General features: G+C 38.4%; 20 protein-coding genes and 1 pseudogene. 2 read left to right on the top strand and 19 right to left on the bottom strand.

All coding sequences use genetic code 11. The annotated features are described in order from the left end of the window. Positions 1 to 35: 35 nt before the first annotated feature. The 7 genes from lgb_RS05980 to lgb_RS06010 form a co-directional block, all read right to left on the bottom strand. Positions 36 to 743, bottom strand: a complete 708-nt coding sequence (locus lgb_RS05980; protein WP_064305318.1) for a GntR family transcriptional regulator — start codon at positions 741 to 743, stop codon at positions 36 to 38. Positions 744 to 833: 90 nt separating this feature from the next. After that, positions 834 to 1,886 (bottom strand): BMP family lipoprotein, encoded by a 1,053-nt coding sequence (locus tag lgb_RS05985; protein ID WP_019293371.1) that lies wholly within the window; start codon positions 1,884 to 1,886, stop codon positions 834 to 836. Between the two features lie 171 nt (positions 1,887 to 2,057). Further along, entirely contained in the window at positions 2,058 to 2,450 is a 393-nt protein-coding gene (locus lgb_RS05990) for a cytidine deaminase (protein ID WP_019293372.1), read from the bottom strand. Further along, positions 2,437 to 3,099 carry a deoxyribose-phosphate aldolase gene (gene deoC, locus lgb_RS05995; protein ID WP_019293373.1) on the bottom strand — a complete coding sequence of 221 codons (663 nt, stop codon included), beginning with the start codon at positions 3,097 to 3,099 and terminating at the stop codon, positions 2,437 to 2,439. Before deoC ends, lgb_RS05990 begins: the two co-directional genes overlap by 14 nt. A 71-nt stretch (positions 3,100 to 3,170) precedes the next feature. Continuing rightward, complete coding sequence (locus tag lgb_RS06000) at positions 3,171 to 3,365, bottom strand: hypothetical protein (RefSeq protein ID WP_019293374.1); 195 nt, start codon at positions 3,363 to 3,365, stop codon at positions 3,171 to 3,173. Continuing rightward, positions 3,365 to 4,657: a pyrimidine-nucleoside phosphorylase gene (locus tag lgb_RS06005; RefSeq protein ID WP_019293375.1), complete on the bottom strand. Its 1,293-nt coding sequence runs from the start codon at positions 4,655 to 4,657 to the stop codon at positions 3,365 to 3,367. Before lgb_RS06005 ends, lgb_RS06000 begins: the two co-directional genes overlap by 1 nt. Next, positions 4,654 to 5,259, bottom strand: coding sequence for a class I SAM-dependent methyltransferase (locus tag lgb_RS06010; RefSeq protein WP_019293376.1), 606 nt, complete (start codon positions 5,257 to 5,259; stop codon positions 4,654 to 4,656). The genes lgb_RS06005 and lgb_RS06010 overlap by 4 nt, the downstream gene beginning before the upstream one ends. A 233-nt stretch (positions 5,260 to 5,492) precedes the next feature. On the opposite strand from lgb_RS06010, the gene coaA reads away from it, so the two are divergent. Together coaA and guaA are read left to right on the top strand one after the other, a co-directional pair. Beyond that, entirely contained in the window at positions 5,493 to 6,413 is a 921-nt protein-coding gene (gene coaA, locus lgb_RS06015; RefSeq protein WP_019292344.1) for a type I pantothenate kinase, read from the top strand. A gap of 116 nt (positions 6,414 to 6,529) precedes the next feature. After that, positions 6,530 to 8,071, top strand: coding sequence for a glutamine-hydrolyzing GMP synthase (guaA, locus tag lgb_RS06020; protein ID WP_017370164.1), 1,542 nt, complete (start codon positions 6,530 to 6,532; stop codon positions 8,069 to 8,071). A 214-nt stretch (positions 8,072 to 8,285) separates the two neighbouring features. Here the strand turns inward: guaA and lgb_RS06025 are convergent. The 12 genes and pseudogenes from lgb_RS06025 to lgb_RS06080 all read right to left on the bottom strand — a co-directional run bounded on the left by lgb_RS06025 (position 8,286) and on the right by lgb_RS06080 (position 19,514). Then, positions 8,286 to 8,636, bottom strand: a pseudogene (locus tag lgb_RS06025) (YxeA family protein). Between the two features lie 134 nt (positions 8,637 to 8,770). After that, the gene (locus tag lgb_RS06030) at positions 8,771 to 9,196 is read right to left on the bottom strand and encodes a universal stress protein (protein ID WP_014024946.1); all 426 of its coding nucleotides are present in this window, start codon (positions 9,194 to 9,196) and stop codon (positions 8,771 to 8,773) included. A 133-nt stretch (positions 9,197 to 9,329) separates the two neighbouring features. Continuing rightward, positions 9,330 to 9,923, bottom strand: a complete 594-nt coding sequence (locus lgb_RS06035; RefSeq protein ID WP_019292346.1) for a flavin reductase family protein — start codon at positions 9,921 to 9,923, stop codon at positions 9,330 to 9,332. Beyond that, entirely contained in the window at positions 9,910 to 11,055 is a 1,146-nt protein-coding gene (locus lgb_RS06040) for a VOC family protein (protein WP_285120326.1), read from the bottom strand. Before lgb_RS06040 ends, lgb_RS06035 begins: the two co-directional genes overlap by 14 nt. A 117-nt stretch (positions 11,056 to 11,172) precedes the next feature. After that, the gene (locus lgb_RS06045; protein WP_050813457.1) at positions 11,173 to 11,955 is read right to left on the bottom strand and encodes a glycoside hydrolase family 125 protein; all 783 of its coding nucleotides are present in this window, start codon (positions 11,953 to 11,955) and stop codon (positions 11,173 to 11,175) included. A 42-nt stretch (positions 11,956 to 11,997) separates the two neighbouring features. Then, complete coding sequence (gene purK / locus lgb_RS06050) at positions 11,998 to 13,116, bottom strand: 5-(carboxyamino)imidazole ribonucleotide synthase (RefSeq protein ID WP_019293379.1); 1,119 nt, start codon at positions 13,114 to 13,116, stop codon at positions 11,998 to 12,000. 122 nt (positions 13,117 to 13,238) lie between these two features. Beyond that, a complete protein-coding gene (gene purE / locus lgb_RS06055; protein WP_019293380.1) occupies positions 13,239 to 13,724 on the bottom strand; it encodes a 5-(carboxyamino)imidazole ribonucleotide mutase in 486 nt (161 codons plus the stop codon). A 2-nt stretch (positions 13,725 to 13,726) separates the two neighbouring features. Continuing rightward, positions 13,727 to 14,959 carry a phosphoribosylamine--glycine ligase gene (gene purD, locus lgb_RS06060; protein WP_019293381.1) on the bottom strand — a complete coding sequence of 411 codons (1,233 nt, stop codon included), beginning with the start codon at positions 14,957 to 14,959 and terminating at the stop codon, positions 13,727 to 13,729. 103 nt (positions 14,960 to 15,062) lie between these two features. Beyond that, the gene (locus lgb_RS06065; protein WP_019293382.1) at positions 15,063 to 15,755 is read right to left on the bottom strand and encodes a YjjG family noncanonical pyrimidine nucleotidase; all 693 of its coding nucleotides are present in this window, start codon (positions 15,753 to 15,755) and stop codon (positions 15,063 to 15,065) included. Between the two features lie 86 nt (positions 15,756 to 15,841). Further along, positions 15,842 to 17,452, bottom strand: a complete 1,611-nt coding sequence (gene treC, locus lgb_RS06070; protein WP_019293383.1) for an alpha,alpha-phosphotrehalase — start codon at positions 17,450 to 17,452, stop codon at positions 15,842 to 15,844. 19 nt (positions 17,453 to 17,471) lie between these two features. After that, a complete protein-coding gene (locus lgb_RS06075) occupies positions 17,472 to 19,016 on the bottom strand; it encodes a PTS transporter subunit EIIC (RefSeq protein ID WP_019292355.1) in 1,545 nt (514 codons plus the stop codon). A 12-nt stretch (positions 19,017 to 19,028) separates the two neighbouring features. After that, positions 19,029 to 19,514, bottom strand: coding sequence for a PTS sugar transporter subunit IIA (locus lgb_RS06080; RefSeq protein ID WP_019293566.1), 486 nt, complete (start codon positions 19,512 to 19,514; stop codon positions 19,029 to 19,031). Positions 19,515 to 19,599 lie beyond the last annotated feature (85 nt).

Below are 19,599 nucleotides of genomic sequence, written 5' to 3' on the forward strand. Positions count from 1 at the left end.
AAAAAAGACTTCTCTAAAGAGAGTCTTTTTTTCTTTTAGCGTTCCAAATAAAACTCAAAACGCTCCCCAACATACTGAGAGAGGACATACTCAAATGCGCGACCATCGGACAAATAAGAAATTTGCGTCAATCCTAAAATAGCATCGCCCGACTTAATCTTAAGGTATTCAGCAACTTCGGTGCTGACTTTTTTGGCAGAAATAATCTGTTGACTGCGATCAATTTCATAACCTGCTTGTGTCAGTGTATTAAAAAAGTTAGAGGTAATATTTTTCTTCTCGAAAGATTTTACCAAATCATACGGAATGCTTGCAACTTCATAACAGATCGGTACTTGATCTGCATAACGCACACGTTCCATCCGGATAATCATTTGTTCTTTCGAAATTTCCAGCTTCTCGCACTCGACTTCGTTAGGCAAAGTTTTGAGGTAACTTAAAACTTCAGTTGACGGTGTTTTTCCCTGAGCAGTAATAATTTCTGTGAAGGATGTTGTGCCCCGCATCTTTTCGCGCACTCGGCGGCTGGCAACATACGTCCCACTCCCCACACGGCGCTCTAGGATTCCTTCCTCTACAAGTGACGTTACTGCTTGTCGCGCAGTCATTCGACTTACACCAAAGCGCTCAGCCAAATCTCGTTCACTCGGCAGCCGCTCACCAATCTTCCAAACTGTTTTTTCAACTTCTTCTTTTATCGCGTCATGAATTCTTATATAATTTGGAACATTGCTTCTTTGCATGGTGTCTCCCTCTGCCTTGTTTTTTTATTATTATATACCAATTTCAAATAAAAAACCAGCTATAATAGCTGATTTACATAATTGGTATAATTATTTTGCAGGGACTGTGATTTCACCATTGATGATTTTTTCTTTAGCAGTTTCAACAGCTTTCCATGCTTCATCTGAAGTATTGTTACGAGCGAGAGCTACACCTGAGTTTTTCAAGTCGTACTTAAGAATTTCACCACCAGGGAATTTGTCGTCTTTAGTTTTGTTTGAAACGTCTTTGACAACATTACCTACTTCTTTAAGTGTAGAAGCTAATACGAAGTTAGATTCTTTACCATCTTTAGATTTAAATTTACCTTCGTCTTCTTGGTCACGGTCAACACCGATAACCCAAACTTTATCTGCTTCGTTCTTTGTTTCGTTAAGAACACGTGCTTCTGTAAATACACCTGTACCTACACCACCGGCTGCTTGATAGATAATATCTGCGCCACCAGAGTACATTGCTGAAGCGATAGTTTTACCTTTACCTGCATCGCTAAATGAACCTGCATATTGAACATCTACTTTGATGTTTGGATTGACAGATTTAACACCTTCTTGGAAGCCAACTTGGAAGGCTGTGATGATATCTGACGCAATCCCTCCGATGAAGCCAACATGGTCAGTTTTTGTTGTTTTTGCTGCTGCAACACCGGCAAGATAAGCTGATTCTTGGTCAGCAAATGTTGCTGAAACAACGTTTTCTTGATTTTCAATCACAGAGTCAATAATTGCAAATTTAGTATCTGGATTGTTTTTAGCAGCTTGTGAAGTTGCTTCTTGGAGGCCGAATCCAATACCAAAGACTAAGTCATATCCACCAGATACAGCTGAGTTGAAGTTAGCTGTGTAGTCAGAAGCTGAGTTAGATTGGAAATAGTTGATACCTTTACCTCTTGAAAGGTTGTTCTCTTTACCCCATGCTTGCAAACCTTCCCAAGCTGATTGGTTGAATGAACGGTCATCAACACCACCAGTATCGGTAATCATCGCTACATTGAGATCTGTTTTGGCTTCACCACCTGAAGCTGCGTCACGTCCACGGCAACCTGCCAGAACTGCTACTGATGCAAGTGCAAGAGCACCAACTGCGAAAATACGTTTATTCATGGAAACGTTTTCCTCCAAATTTAAAAATTTTTAAAACTCTCGCAAGTAAGAGTTTTTATGTATAAGTTCATTTTAAGATATTTTGCATATTAATTCAAGCCAAAAAGAAAGATGTGGGATTTATCCACATCTTTGTTCGGAAATAGCTTTTTTTCTGTCAATTTTAGAATTTTATTCCAGTTCTTTAAAGGAATAAGGCAACAATTGACCCACTGATGTCTCTTTGACTTCTCCCGTTTTTGAGAGAAGATACACTGGCATATCAGCTTCACAAAATTCAGAAACGACTTGGCGACATGCACCACAAGGACTGATTGGAGCGGCAGTTTCTCCATAAATATACAGACTTGAAAATTCCAAATGATCTTCGGATACAGCCTTAAAAATAGCTGTTCTCTCCGCGCAATTGCTCAAGCCAAAGCTCGCATTCTCAATATTACACCCTTGGTAAACTTTACCATCGGTAGTTACAAGCGCTGCACCTACAGGAAAGTTGGAGTAAGGGACATAAGCATGACTGCTCGCTTCACGTGCTGCTTCAATAAGTTCTTTAGTAGCTGGCATTAGCAGTTTCACCTTCCATGATTGCGACACCTGAAGAACAGCCCAAGCGGTTTGCACCAGCTGCGATCATGGCTTTGGCATCCTCAAGATTGCGGATACCGCCTGAAGCTTTGACACCCATATCAGGTCCGACCGTTTCACGCATTAATTTTACATCTTCAACTTTGGCACCAGCTGTTGAAAATCCTGTTGATGTTTTAACAAAATCTGCGCCTGCACGTTGTGCTGCTTGACAAGCTTTGACTTTTTCTTCATCTGTCAAAAGACTTGTTTCGATAATAACTTTAAGGATACGGCCATCTTTAACAGCATTAACTGCTGCAATATCACTTTCCACTAAGTCCCATTTACCGTCTTTAGCTGCACCAATATTAATCACCATATCCACTTCGTCTGCACCTTTTTTGATTGCATCTACAGCTTCAAAGGCTTTGACTTCTGAAGTGTTTGCCCCGAGAGGGAAACCGATAACTGTACATACTTTTGAAACTTCATCTTTAAGTTGTTCAGCAGCAAATGCTACCCATGTTGGATTGATACAAACACTTGCAAACTCGTATTTTTTTGCTTCATCAATGATAGCTTGGACTTTTTCTTGTGTTGCATCTGCTTTGAGGATTGTGTGGTCAATGTATTGATTGATTTTCATTTTTAGGTCTTCTCCTAGTTATTATTTATTATGCGGACTTTCAAGTACGCTTTAGTTGTGAACATTAAAATTTATTTGGGCTTGCGATTTTTAAGGTAAAGCATACCAATAATCGTATAAACCGAGATAAAGATAAGGATAAAAAGTGTAACTTTAAGCAGCGTATTATGTGCCCAAAGATTCATTCCAATTGCGCCAAGTACAGCAGCTGTTACACTTTGGAGAGCTTTTATTCCGTTAGGAATAGGGGGAAGTTCATTTTTCATCAGCGAATAACTTCCAAAATTTCAGGTGCATGGATTTGCTGGTCAGAAATTTCGATATTATCTTTAAACTCCGCAATCAAATCGGAAGAAATTGCACGATTGCTATAAAGTGTAGCAATAAGATCGCCTTTTTGGACTGAATCGCCTACTTTTTTCGCAAGATTAATACCTGCTTCAAAATCGATTGTATCTGTCTTGGTTGCTCTTCCAGATCCTAGCTTCATCGCAACAATACCGACTCCCATTGCTTTTTCTTGTGAGATAAAACCATCACGCTCAGCATAAATCTCAACAGTATGTGCCACATTTAACTCTGCAGTCAAATGGTTAAATGCTGTTGCATCTCCGTGTTGCGCTTCACACATAGCAAGGAATTTACCATAAGCTTTACCATTATCAAGATTTTCAATGATTTCTGGAATGGTTTTTTCTACACCTGCTAATCCAAGCATAATTTGAGCCAGTTCCGCAATAAAGTGACGGAATTCTGGTGTACCTTTGCCATTTAGCGTATTTACGGCTTCCGTAATTTCATTACGATTACCAATAGCATAGCCTAAAGGCTGGTTCATATTGGTCAAAACTGCTACCGTTTCACGGCCAACAGCTTTTCCTAAGTCTACCATCGTGCGAGCCAAGAGACGCGCATCTTCGATATTCTTCATGAAAGCACCGTCGCCGACAGTCACATCAAGCAAAATGGCATTTGACCCAGAAGCAATTTTCTTAGACATGATCGAGCTTGCAATCAATGGGATAATATCTACTGTGGCTGTCACATCCCGAAGGGCATAGAGAAGCTTGTCTGCTTTAACCAACTCATCAGACTGACCAATCACCGCAATTCCGGAATTCTTCACTTGGGTGATAAAGTCTTCTTCTGTTTTTTCAATTTCAAATCCGGGAATGGATTCTAACTTATCTAATGTTCCACCAGTATGTCCTAAACCACGGCCGGACATTTTAGCGACAGGGACATCAAAACTTGCCACTAAAGGTGCTAAAATAATCGTTACTTTATCACCTACACCGCCAGTAGAGTGTTTGTCTACCTTCACACCAGGAATAGCCGATAAATCAAATTCTTTACCTGAAGCAACCATGGCCATGGTTAAGTTGGCTGTTTCTTCTGTCGTCATGCCTTTAAAATAAATTGCCATAGCAAGTGCTGCCATTTGGTAATCCGGAACCTCACCCGTTGCATAACCAGAGATAAGCCAATCGATTTCTGCTTTCTCAAAGTGGCCGCCATCACGTTTTTTTTGAATCAGGTCTACCATTCTGTAGGTCATAGTTTCTCCTTATAACTTTTTAAAATGTAATATCCTTTATCTTTGGCGACAATCTCACAATTGTCAAAGACATCCTTCATTTTCTTTTGCGCACTGGGCGCTCCCTGTTTTTTCTGAATGACGATCGTTAAATGCCCACCGTCATTTAAATGCTCATAGGCGTCGGATAAAATAGTGTGTACCACTTCTTTCCCCGCACGAATCGGGGGATTAGAAATAATAGCATCAAACTTTCCTTCAACCTGATCATATATGTTTGATAAAAAAATATCATTAACTTCTATATTATTTTTATCAGCATTTTTCTTAGCTAAATCAAGAGCACGGCTATTTACATCTACAAGTGTGGCTTTCAAGCCATATTTTTTTGCTAAAGTTAAAGCTAGGGTACCATAACCACAACCGACATCAAGCAAAGTCTTCGCTCCTTCTGGTTGAAAATTATCCAGTAAAACACGTGAACCGTAATCAATAGCGTTTTTAGAAAATACACCTGCATCTGTCAGAAAGTGGAGGGGAAGCCCTAAAAGTTCAACCGATAGTTCCTGCACGTCATGTGCTAAATCTCGATTGTCTTCATAATACATATTTGTTTTTACCATTACAGTTTATTTTATCACAAAATATTTCATTTTTTCTGGGAAAACCTTTACAGATAGAGAGGAAGGATTAGAAAACCCTTACATTATAATCTTGTTTTTTCAAGCAAGTCGGAGCTTCCTACCTTAGATACTGCTTAGGTTTAGGGCTTTATTGATAATTTTATAAAGTTAATCTTGCTGTTAAAACAAGTCTCTAAACACAGCCTACAAGCAAAATATGCTAAAATATCCTTATGAATAAATTCATCAATTATGATGAAATTTCGCGAGAAACTTGGCAAAATCTCTACCTTTCTTCAATCGTGCCTTTGACAAATAAGGAGCTCGATGCCATTCGTTCACTCAATGATGAAATTTCACTCCAAGACGTTATCGATGTATACTTGCCTTTAATTTATCTGGTCCGCCTCTATAAGAAAAATATTGAAGATTTAAGCTTTTCAAAAGGCTTATTTTTACAAAAAATTGTTAAAACGCCGCCATTAATTATCGGAATCTCCGGTTCTGTTGCAGTTGGAAAATCGACTGCAGCACGCCTTGTTCAACTTCTTTTGTCCCGTGAATTTAAAAAATTAAGCGTAGAGCTTGTGACAACCGATGGCTTTCTTTATCCTACAGCCGTTTTAGAAGAGCGAAACATGTTAGACCGTAAAGGATTCCCTGAAAGTTATGACATGGAGCACCTCTTAAACTTTCTTTACCGCGTAAAGAACGGCGAAACTTGTGAGATTCCGATTTATTCGCACGAAAATTACGATATACTCAAAGATCAAACTCAAACAATTGATCAACCTGATATCTTAATTGTCGAAGGGATAAATGTTCTCCAAAATCCACAGAGCGAGCATCTGTATGTTAGTGATTTTTATGATTTTTCTATTTATGTCGATGCGGATGAAGCTGTGATTGAAAGATGGTATTTGGAGCGTTTTGACAGTCTACTCAAACTTGCCGAAAATGATCCAAATAATTATTATCACCAATTTACAAAAATGCCTTACGATGAAGTGATGCAGCTAGCGCGTCAGACTTGGGCCAATACAAATTTGCCTAATTTGCGTGACTACATTGAGCCCACTCGCAATCGTGCAGAAGTCATCTTACACAAAACAGAGAATCATTACATTGATAAAATTTATTTGAAAAAGTTTTGAAAAAACATAACATTAATTTACTCTTTAATTAAAAATGCTGTATTTTTGTATCAAACGTTTTTATAATCCGTTCTTTTATGATAAAATATTTTAATATTAATTTTTAGGAGGCCCACTTGTCTGATAAACAACTTGAAAAAATTATCGTTCTTGACTATGGTAGTCAATATAATCAATTGATTGCGCGTCGCATTCGTGAAATCGGTGTTTTCTCAGAGCTGATGAGTCACAAAGTCACAGCTCAAGAAATCCGTGAAATAAACCCTTTGGGGATTGTACTTTCTGGGGGTCCTAACTCTGTTTACGACGAGGGTTCATTTGATATTGATCCTGAAATTTTCGAACTTGGATTACCTATTTTAGGTATCTGCTATGGTATGCAACTGATTAGTCACAAATTAGGTGGTAAAGTTGAGAGTGCTTCTGAAAGCGAATATGGTGTTGCACCTATCGAACTTAAAGCAAAATCTGAACTTTTCGCTCATACTCCTGAAACACAAGATGTTCTCATGAGCCACGGTGACCGTGTTGTTGAAATCCCTGAAGGCTTCCATGTGGTTGCTACTTCTCCAAACAGCCCATTTGCAGCGGTTGAAAATACAGAACGTAACATTTACGGTATTCAATTCCACCCTGAAGTACGTCACTCTGTATACGGAACAGATATGCTTCGCAACTTTGCTTTAAATATTTGTGGCGCTAAGGGTGATTGGTCAATGGAGAGCTTCATTGACATGCAAATTGAAAAAATCCGCGAACAAGTGGGAGACAAAAAAGTCTTGCTTGGTCTCTCTGGTGGTGTAGACTCATCTGTAGTTGGTGTGCTCTTACAACGTGCTATCGGTGACCAATTGACTTCAATCTTTGTGGACCATGGTTTCCTTCGTAAAGGCGAGGGTGATCAAGTGATGAACATGTTGGGAGACAAATTCGGCTTAAATATTATCCGTGTTAATGCTGAAGAACGTTTCATGAATAAGTTAGCTGGTGTGTCTGACCCAGAGAAAAAACGTAAAATCATCGGTAACGAATTTGTTTACGTCTTTGATGATGAAGCTTCTAAACTTAAAGATGTTAAATTCCTCGCTCAAGGTACACTTTATACAGATGTCATTGAGTCAGGAACAGATACTGCTCAAACAATCAAATCACATCACAATGTTGGTGGCTTGCCAGAAGATATGCAGTTCGAATTGATTGAACCTTTAAATACTCTCTTCAAAGACGAAGTTCGTGCCCTTGGTACAGAACTTGGTATGCCTGATGAGATTGTATGGCGTCAACCATTCCCAGGACCTGGTCTTGCCATTCGTGTTATGGGTGACTTGACACCTGAGAAAATCGCGGTCGTCCGTGATTCAGATGCTATTCTTCGTGAAGAAATCGCTGCTGCTGGATTAGACCGTGATGTATGGCAATATTTCACTGTTAATACTGGCGTTCGTTCAGTCGGTGTAATGGGCGATATTCGTACTTATGACTATACACTCGCTATCCGTGCCATCACTTCTATCGATGGTATGACAGCAGAGTTCGCCAAACTTCCATGGGATGTTTTACAAAAAATTTCAGTACGTATCGTTAATGAAGTGGATCATATCAACCGCGTCGTCTACGATATTACCTCTAAACCACCTGCAACTGTTGAGTGGGAATAATTCCTAGGTAAAACAAATAAAATAGAAATAAAAAATCGCTCAACAGAGCGGTTTTTCTTTTGTCTGAATCATTAAATTTGGCACAAAATAATCCCCCAACCTTATTGCTGAGGGATAGAGTTTATTATTTTTTACACTGCTATTATAACATCAAGAAAGCGTTATCGCAAGTGTTAAATAATTTTATTTTATCAAAGAATTAATGCAAGTTAACTTAAGCTTTTTCAAGTTCGAACAGGGGGTTTTTAGGAATTTCTTGCTTTTTAACTTCTTTCCAACTCAAAACGCCTTTTTTCTTATTGGTTACGACTTTCAAATAGTCATAATGTTTTAAACTATATTGTGCCGTAAGCTTTATTTCTTGCTATTTTCCTTTTTCATCAAATCCAATGACGGAATATTTATATTTTGTAACATGACCATTATCCGATTTTTTCATTTCAATTTTTTCATCTTCTTGAATTTTAACGAATAAATTCTTGCCACCATGCTCTGAATTGTGCCATACAGAATTTCCAACTATTAAAACTATAATTGCAACCAGGCCAAATACAACTCTTTTCATTATAAAATCCTTTTACTTATTTTTCCTGTAAAAACTATTATATAATGCTTCGCCCTTTTTTTTAAGGAAAACGACTCAGAATTCAGAAAAAAATTTTATAAGCAAAAAAGCTCTCCTTGGGAGGGCTTTTTTGCTTATTTGACAACCATAACGTTACAACGCGCATGATCAATAACATATGCTGTTGTAGAACCAACTAATAAACGGTCAAAGGCGCCTTTACCAGTAACACCAATAACGATCAAATCAATATCATTTGCTTGAGCAAAATCTACGATTTCTTTTTTGGGGGAACCTTCCACTCGATATGCCTTAAACTCTACCTGTTTCTTGATAATTTCAGAAGCTCTTTCAATGATTGCCCGTGATTGCTCTTCTAAATTTTCCAAGATAAGTGGTACACCATAAGCTGAACCATAAAGTCGCACATCGTCTTTGACATTCAAAACAAATAGCGATGTTTCATTGCGTGCTGCAATTTTTACAGCTTCACGTACTGCTTTGTCAGATTGTTCTGAACCATCAACAGCTACCAAAATGTTTTTGTATTTTTCTCTCATAAAAAGCCTCCCTTTTCTAAAATTATCAATTTAATTCCTGTATAATTATATTTTAAATTAAAAAGAGAGAAAAAGATAATAATATGGTTGGAAAATTAAAGAAAAATTTAGTTTCTACTTTAATTAGAAGCACTTACTTTGTTGGTCGTGTAATTTCAAATGTATGACCTAAGCTCGTATAGGCTCTCCCTGACAAGCGCGCAATGGGATCAAGTTCTTTCGCTTTAATATAGAGTCTTTCCTCATCAATGACAGAATCATCCATAAGAATATTTTTTACTTCTAAGAGCATTAATTGGCTTGTTTTTCCTACTGGAATATGCTGATGGAGCACAACCTCTAAACGGGCTTTAGCATTTTCTATAGCAGGTACTTTTACTTCTTCTGATGCTGTAATTTTAATGTCGAATTTTTCAATTTCACTTTCTGTAGCAGTGAGAGGTGCTGATGTTTGATTCATAGCTTCAACATTATCCATATTGACCAGATGGATGACACCTTCCTTTGTTTCCAAAAGGTTTCTAACAGAATCTTTCATCTCTGTCATAGCAATGGATACAATGACTGGATCTTTTGATACAACGTTAAAAAAGCTAAAGGGCGCTGCGTTGACAAGCCCTGTAGAATTTTGGGTTGTCAGCCATGCAATCGGTCTTGGAATAACGAGTCCTGAAATTAATTTGTAAGCATCAGTACTGCTCATATCTTCTGGTTTAAATACTTTCATTCTTTCTCCCTATACGACGTTCTTTAATTTTTTCCATGGTCCACAGTGGTTCTAATTTTCTATCTCGAAATGCATCTGACGTATCCAAACGTCGTAAAGCAGCTGCAGTTCGTGCCTTTTCCGCTTCTGCTCCTGGAAAGAGATGCGGAGGCAAACTTAGTGAGAGACCTGCCTCGTCTGAAGTCTCATCTATCCAAAAGCCTGAGGTTACGAGCGCTTCTTCGTAACTATCAACCTTGGCTTGCCCGGATCGTACCATATCTAAGGCAGCAATACCCGGAGTATCTGTAGCGATTTCGAAAAGCACACCGGGTGCAACATTTACATATTCACTGGAAAAATAAAAACGTTCTACGAATCCCGAGTGAGGCATCATATAAGATTTGACACGCTCAATCCAATATCTAAGGGTATCAGGATTAGCTGTACGAAATGCGACATGATGAACCGTGCCATAGCCTTGATATGCTCTCTGTGCTTCTTTATCCTGATCAATGATAATAGAAGCACCATTGCCCCCCTTCGCTACCTCAAAAAGAGTGAAATTATTTTCAGTAGCACTCTTGCGAAATCCAAAAACTTCTGCGAGCAATTGATGGATAATATTTACTTCTGCGAGCTTAATGAAAACAGGTCCTAAGCCTACAATAGCATGCTCAGCTTCTACATTTGAAAGTTGCCAAGGTTTACCTGGAGCAAGGACACCTTGATTTTTTTCGTCGGAAATCAATTGGTACCGCTGACCATCAAAATCCTCAAACTCAAGATATTTTTTACCAAAGCGTTCTGCCACCAAACTATGTGGCACAGCTGCCGCTTCAAATCTTTGATGCCAGTATTCTAAAGATATATCTTGAGCAACACGAAAAGAAATACGGTCAATGCTATTGATACCGTGGCTACCTGCACCTATTCCAGGGAAATCAAAAAATGTCATATCCGTTCCAGGATTGCCCTCTTCATCCGTAAAATAAAGGTGATAGGTGTCGTAGTCATCCTGATTAACGGTAAGTTTTGCCAGTCGCAGTCCTAAAATATTTGTAAAAAAATCATAGGTCTTTTGGGCACTTGAAGTAATCGCCGTAACATGGTGTATCCCTCCCAGTGCAAATTCCGAATTTAGTTTTGTCATAATTATTTTCCTTGAGTTAGTGTTTACACTTGTAAATCTTATCTTCATTATATCATGTCTTACATAATTTTCAAGCAACTTGCATTAAAAAAATGCCTCTCTTCTGAGACACATTTTCTATATTTTAAAATAATTTAATAGGAGCTGGCAAAAGTACAGTTCTGATAAGCTTCCTACCACTTGTTCTTGCTTTATCTTTTTAAGAAGCTCGTTGAGCACTTCTTCTTTTTTATAAGAAGATATTGTATCGATTCCTTTTTGAAAAAGCTCCTGGTCTTCAGATATAGGGATACTTTTCGTTTTTTCTAAAAGAGTAACAACCCTAGAGGCCTGGTTTCTTAAGTCAGTGTGTCGCGTAACATTGCTAAAGATTTCTGCTAATTTAGTGGCTGCCTCGATACATAGATTCTTTCCCATCACTCCATTTAAGTTTGAACGTATTATCCCTTGTTCCCAAACGTTTAAAACTCGTGCTGCAGCTGAAGTGAAGAGCAGACTAAACTGACAAATTTCCTCTGTCCGTAAATAAAAGATATAAGCCATCTGTAATGTATACGCTAACTGATAAATTTCCGAGCAACTTAAAGGATTGCACTTTGTTTTTAAAGAAGAATAATTTGCATTGATAAACTCAAAATGTAGCTTTAATAAGTGGACGATAATATCCCTAATTTTTTCATCATGTGAAGCCAGCGGTACAAATAAAGTTGCCTGCATAGCGGAATGTTGTAGCCAGAAAGTTGTCTCTCCTTGAAACAAAAGACCACGCTTCATTTTCTCTTGCTCTTCTAAATAACTTACCAGTCTATTTTTGAATGTCCTGCGAAAAATAAGTGTCCATTCGGGATTTATTTCTTCACTCAGCGTTTCGATTCGAAAAATTGTTTTTCGACTTTCCATCGACAGCCTGATTGTGTGCATCCTCTTCTTCCTTCCTGTAAATCATTCCCATATTTTTAAACGGGATATTTCTTTCAGACTTTCTGTAAAATCATCTGTCAGTATCGTCACATGACCCATTTTTCTGTCAATCTTCGCTTCTAGCTTTCCATAATCATGAATATGCCATTCAGGCCTTTTATGAGCCAATTGCTCCATTTGGGGAACATCTTGTCCCAGAATATTGAGCATAATGGCTTTTTTCAATAGGCGAGGTTGCGGCAATTCCTCGCCGAGAATTCCCTTGATATGTAAGTCAAATTGTGAAAAATCACACGCCTCTATTGTATAGTGTCCAGAGTTATGAGGACGTGGGGCAAGCTCATTTACATAAATCTCGCCCGCTGCTGTCAGAAACATTTCTACACAAAGTGTCCCTGAAAGCTGGAGCTCTTTAGCTATCGCCAGCGCCAAAACTTTAGCCTTTTCGCTGACCTCAAGAGGTACGGGAGCAGGAGCAATGGTACGGTGTAGAATATTATTAATATGTTCATTTTGACAAAGGGGGAAGGTCACAAAATCCTTACCATTCCCACTAATAATTAAAGAAATCTCACAATCAAAATCAACAAATTCCTCCAGTACACATTCTGCACTCTCTGCTAACTTCATGGCCTCTTTCAAATCCTCATCAGATTTCAAAACAACTTGACCGTGTCCATCATAGCCGCCCATTGTTGTTTTTAATACTTGTTTTTTTGTTACTTGCTCTGGAAGATCTTGAGCATTTTCTACGAGTTTCCACGGGGCTATTTTCACGCCACATTGTTCTAAAAACTCTTTTTCTAACCGACGATTTTGCGTAATTTCTAATAATCGAATGCCTTGCGGAATAGCGACACAGGCATCAAGCTGATGTAAAGCGCTAGCCGATACATTTTCAAACTCATAGGTTATCAGATCACAAGCATAAGCTAGCTTAAGAAGCGCATCAACATCATCATATTCCGCAATAATCAACTCATCCGAACACTTTGCTGCGGAACAGTTCGGATTTGGATCGAGTGTAATCACTTTATGGCCCATATATTGTGCAGAAATAGCCATCATTTGGCCCAACTGCCCACCACCAATAATTCCAATTGTTTTTTTCTTATGTTGCATATTCTTATTATAGGCCATTTTTCTTTGTTCTCCCTATTCTTTTCGGATAGTTTAAAAATAAATCCGCATATTATCCGGATTTTTGTTTACTAAAATCAAAATATTTTTACAAATATTACGCTCGTTTTTAAATTAAAAGTTTACAACAATTCTTTAGTTGAAGAGACTGATATATCGGCTGCTTCTTTTCTATATTTTTTCAATTTTTCTACTAAGCTTTTATCAGCAAGTGCCAAAATCTGAATAGCATAGAGAGCTGCATTTTTGGCTCCTGAAGTGCCTATAGCCATACTAGCAACAGGAACTCCACCTGGCATCTGGACGATGGAGTAAAGGCTATCTAAGCCAGATAAGGCACGTGACTGAATAGGCACACCAATAACAGGAAGAAGTGTCATTGCAGCAACCATTCCAGGTAAATGTGCCGCACCTCCTGCGCCAGCAATTATGAGCTTATAGCCTTGTTGCTCCGCATTTTTCGCAAAATTCATCATAATTTCTGGTGTCCGGTGAGCGGAAATGACCTTTTTATCAACATCGATACCGAACTCTTCCAAAATATGAGTCGCTTGTTTCATTGTCTCCCAATCTGAAAGTGATCCCATAATTACTGCAACATCTGCCATTTTTATACTCCTTTATTTCCAATGTCTTTACGATAAAACATCCCTGTATTGTCTAACTTATCTAATTTCTCGTAAAGTGATTTTTGAATACTTTTTATCTCTTTGCCGGTTTCGGTAACCATGTATATGCGTCCCCCTTTTGAAAGGAGCTGACCATCTTTTCTTATAACCCCAGCATAATAACAGTTCAAATCCTGTAGCTCTGGTAGAACAACACTCTTTGTTGAAGCATCGGGATAGCCCTGATTTGCTACAACTACTCCTAAGGTAACTTCTTCAGTATTACAGATCAAGTTTGGCTCACGTCCTTGTAAGATATCCATTATATTTTCAAAAAAATCACTGGTAATTGTTTCTAAAACCACTTGCGTTTCTGGGTCACCAAAGCGAGCATTAAATTCAATCGTTTTGACACCTTCGGATGTCAATATTAATCCGGCATAAAGAATACCAGTAAAAGGCTTATTCTCCGCCTCTAACCCAGCCACAGTTGGCTGAACAATTTTTTCTATGGCTTCTTGTACTACAGCTTTTGGAATATGAGGTACAGGTGCATAAGCACCCATCCCGCCTGTATTTGGCCCTCGATCGCCATCAAAGGCACGTTTATGATCTTGCGCAATAGGTAACGGGTATATCTTTCCATCATGTACTAAGCTAAAAAGTGAAAACTCTTCGCCATCAAGATATTCTTCTACCACAACTTTTGCTGCTTTTGTCTGGAAGATATCTTCTAAAGCAGCTTTTGCTGCTTCTAAATCCATGGCAACTGTGACGCCTTTTCCTGCAGCTAAGCCATCTGCCTTGATAACAATAGGTGCACCTTTTGTCTCAACGTAATTTAGAGCCTTTCCGAGATCCGTAAAACTCTCGTAGTCTGCTGTGGGTACGCCGTATTTTTTCATTATTGACTTAGCAAAAGTTTTACTGCCTTCGATTTGAGCAGCTTCAGCTCTCGGTCCAAATATAAGCAACCCTTCGTCTAAGAAAGCATCCACAATGCCGTTCATCAATGCTGTTTCTGGACCAACAAAAGTCAAGTCTACTTTTTTCTTCTTCGCAAAGTCTACCAACAGATGATTTTCAAGTTCGGAAATAGCTACATTTTCCAGCTTTTCCTCCGCCATACCCACATTTCCTGGGCAAATAAAAACTTTCTCTACTTTTTCACTTTTTGCAAATTTTCGTGCAAGTGCATGTTCACGCCCACCTGAGCCAACAACTAAAACCCTCATATTTCCTCACTTTCTTCTCACTTCTATCTTAAGATATTTAGAGAAAAAGAAAAAGCCCCAGGGGGCTTTTCTAAATATATTCTTATTCCATTGTTCGGAATTATCAAGCGAGGACAGGTAGAGAAGGTATTTCTAATAAATCTTCGATAACACAATCTGGTGTTAAATCTTTTTGCGCCTCTAAGTGTTTAGGATTATACCAAATTGTTTTAATACCTGCATTTTTTCCGCCTAGGATATCCGTAGCTAAGGTATCACCAACAATCGCAAAATCTTTATCCGCAGCATGATCGATATGTTCAAATACATAATCAAAGAATTCTTTTGATGGCTTGTGTTTTCCAATTTCTTCACTGATAAATATTTCTTTGAAATATCCGGCAATGCCAGACTCTAAAATTCGTGGACGAGAAACTTTTGATGTACCATTACTAACAATGTACATTTCTGTTGCTTCTTGCGCCAGGCAATCCAAAAGTTCCATTGCGTGGTCCATCAATTCATGACCTTGAGCCAAGTGAAGTTGGTAAGCTGCATCAACAGCCGAAGCATCGTAAGCTTCTTTAACTCCCAAAGCTCTAAAAGCATTAGCAAAACGTGTAGAAAGAAGCTCTTCACGACTGATTTCTCCTGCTTCATGACTTCGCCAAAGTGCTTTATTTTCACGTGAGTAGATGGCTCTGTTTTCTTTTGTATCTTCAATATGGTATTGCTCAAAGATTTTGCCTAAAGCCATGTACTCTGCCTTATCAAAATCAAGAAGTGTGTTGTCTATGTCAAAAAGTAATACAGTCATTTTCATCTCTTTCTAAAAATTTATGATAGCTCTAGTTTAACGATTTCATCGTATTTTTTCAACAAAAGAGACTTTTATAACGGTCACTATCTGGCTAATAAAGCAACCGACTGATAAGGTGCCAGTGTTTCAGACTTATATGAATCATAGTTATTAACGAAGACTTCTGCATCTTCAAAACCCTGTGGCAAAGTAAAGTTCACGCTGTGATTGGCAAAGTTATTCAGTACAAGTAAAAGTTGGCCTTTATATTCACGTACAAAAGCATAAATGTGCTCTGAATCTTTAAGTGCAGCTTTATAATCTCCCTCAGAAATAATTTTTTCCGTTTTTCGTAAACGAATCATTTCTTTATAGAAATTATAGATTTCTCCGTTTTTATCTCTTTTCAGATTAATGTCGGTATGTTTGCCCAACTTCAGCCATGGCTCTCCTTTGCTAAAGCCCGCATTTGCGCTATCGTCCCATTGCATCGGTGTTCTTGAATTGTCACGTGATTTACTGCTGATTATTTCAAACGCTTCGGATTCTGTTTTTCCTTGTTTCAAAAGTCTTTCGTAAGCATTCAAAGCTTCTAAGTCTTGGTAATCGGCAACAGAATCATAATCAGGGTCAATCATACCAATTTCTTCACCCATATAGATAAAAGGTGTGCCACGGCTGAGGTGAATCGCGGCTGCTAGCATTGTTGCTCCTTTTATACGGAAATTTTTCACATCCACAAAACGATTGAGCGCTCGAGGTTGATCATGATTATTCCAAAAAGTAGCATTCCAGCCGCCACCTTGTGACATTTTTTCGCCCCATTCATGGAAAAGCTCTTTGAGCGCTTGAAAATCAAAGGGAACTTTGGTCCATTTATCACCATCTTTGTAATCTGTTTTTAGATGATGGAAATTAAAAACCATACTGAGTTCTCTTCGCTCCGGTTGTGTATAGAGAATACTGTTTTCAATTGAGGTTGAGCTCATTTCTCCCACAGTTATGGCATGTTCATCTTGGCCAAAAGTAGCAGCATTGAGCATTTTCAAATATTCATGCGTGATTGGTCTATCAGTATACTCAAATTTCCCATCAAATTCTGGATTGTTTTTAAGTATTTCGTCTTTTCCAATAACGTTAATCACGTCAAAGCGAAAGCCTGATATACCTTTACCACGCCAAAAATTAACAACTTCAAACAGTTCTTTGCGAACATTGGGATTACGCCAATTTAAGTCGGCTTGAGAAATATCATAAAGATGAAGATAATATTTACCAGTATCGCCAAATGGCGCCCAAGCATTGCCACCAAATTTCGACACCCAATCCGTAGGTTCATCTCTAAGAATGAAGAAATCTTGGTAATATTTATCACCGGCAAGTGCTTTTTTAAACCATTCATGTTCTGTTGAAACATGATTCAAAACCATATCCAACATAAATTCAATACCTAACTCTTTACCACGTGCCACCATTTGGTCAAAATCTTTAAAATCACCAAATACTGGATCTATATTAGTATAGTCAGAAATATCATAACCATTATCTCTTTGCGGGCTGGGATAAAAAGGATTAAGCCAAATCATATCGATTCCTAATTCCGCCAAATAAGGTAATTTTTCCGTTACTCCTCTGAGATCACCAATACCATTTCCTGTAGTGTCTAAAAATGATTTAGGGTAAATTTGATAGATGACTTTTTCACTCAATGTCATAGTTTTTTCCTTTTGTTTCTTATTTATTTACGGCTGATTTAAAGACGTTTTTCTTTTCAAGTCCTGTTCCCATTGTATCTGAATCTTTAAAGCCAAAGAACCAAACCAATGTCATGGATACAACAATACAAACAGCTGTCGCAATCCAAAAGTAGATAAAGTTGTTAGGGTTACCTGCAGCATGAGTCAAAGGATTTGTCGTTGCAGCAAAGTTAGGGAAACCAATAAGTGAGCCTGAGAAGCCGTACATATGCAGATCAAATAAGCCAGCAACCGCAGCGCCTGCAGCTGCACCAATCGAACTCATAATGAAAACACGAATATATTTCAAGTTAATCCCATACATGGCTGGCTCAGTTACCCCACAAAAAGCCGAAATCGCTGCTGGTAAAGCTAACCCTTTGAGACTTTGTTGGCGTGTTTTGAGAAAGACAGCTAGAGCACCAGCACCTTGTGCCAACATTGTAAAGGAAACAATCATATTAATGTTTGATTCTCCTGTTGTTACGATTTGTTGAGTCAAGATAGGAATAACCAACCAATGGAGACCAAAGATAACTAGAACTTGGTAAAGTCCACCAATAATTGCTCCTGCTATAGTGAGATTAAGATTAATCAAGCCTGTAATGACTGAAGCAAGCGCAGAGGAAACAATACTAATTACGGGTCCTACCAATAAGAGTACCAATGAAGCCACAACAAAGAAAGTAATCATCGGTACAAAGATCGAGCGAAGTGCTAAAGGCATGTGTTTCTTAAGCCAAGCACCGATTGGTTTAGCCATCCAAGCTGCTACAATAATCGGGAAAATAGTATAAGCATAATTTGGCAAGCTAACAGGAATATTAAAATAACTTGTATTAAAAGTTACGCCAAATAATTCCATGACGACTGGTGCTTTTCCAGCTACAATCTCTCCTTTCTCAATAACATTTGGTGCTGCAACTAAGCCTTGTAAAGCAGGGTGAATCATAAATCCACCAACTGCAGCCACGACAAATGGGTCTGAACCTAACTGTTTAGCAGCAGCATAGCCGACCAAGACAGGAAGGAAGTAGAATGGTGCCATCGCCATTGTTGAAATAATAATATAGGTTGGATCTGTCGGACTAATAAGTTCAAAAATATGGTTTCCTTTAACAAACATGTTAAGAATCCCGTTAATCATACCACCAGCAGCTAATAAACCAATAATCGGCATCATTGATCCCGTAATTGTTCCAACTACAACTTGAAAAGCACGAATGATTGGATTTTTAGAAACTTTTGTTTCCTCGACTTCTTCACTACTTTCGCCATCCACGACACGACTGCCCAGCTGGGCCACAATTTCGTCATAGACATCCTCAACAGCTTGACCGATAACGACTTGGTACTGCCCCAAATTTGCATTGTAGACAACCCCCGCTACACCATCCATTGCTTCAAGTTTTTTATCGTCTGCTTTTTCTTTGTCGACTAAATAGAAACGTAAGCGTGTGATACAGTGAATCACCTTTGTGATATTTTCCTCACCACCAACAGCAGCAATAATTTCTGTTGCTAATTTTTTGTAATCTGCCATGATTTCTCCTTTTTATTTTGCAGTTGCTTGACCCAACAGATCACCTGCTTGAGCAATTCCTTTTTTAACAGTAAGACTATCGAGCTTTTCATTTGTATTTGTAATTAAAACCATACTCGTAAGTGGTAAACCCGCTGCTTCCACTTCTTTCCAATTGACCTGTCCCAGAGCATCGCCGCCGTCGACTATATCGCCCACTTTAACCTTAATCTGAAAAGGTTGTCCATTTAAACTTACTGTATCAATTCCTAGATGAAGCAACACTTCTAAACCATCTGCGCGCGTGAAGCCGATAGCATGTCCTTGTACTAGACTGACTTCTCCTGCTACTGGACTGACAATGTCACTACTTGTGGGTTCAATAGCATAACCATCTCCCATAACTTTTTTGGCAAATACAGGGTCGGAAACCTTTTCCAAATCAATAACTGTACCCGCTAAAGGTGTATAAAGGTTCTTGTCCTCACTTACACTTTTTTTCTTTCCAAAACCAAACATTTTTATTCTCCTTTAATAAAAATAAACTGCAACTTGTACGTACAAGTTTATAATAGCAAAATGAAAGCGGTTTTGCAAGCGGTTA

Origin of the sequence: Lactococcus petauri, assembly GCF_023499275.1 — a bacterium.
Taxonomy (GTDB): Bacteria; Bacillota; Bacilli; order Lactobacillales; family Streptococcaceae; genus Lactococcus; species Lactococcus petauri.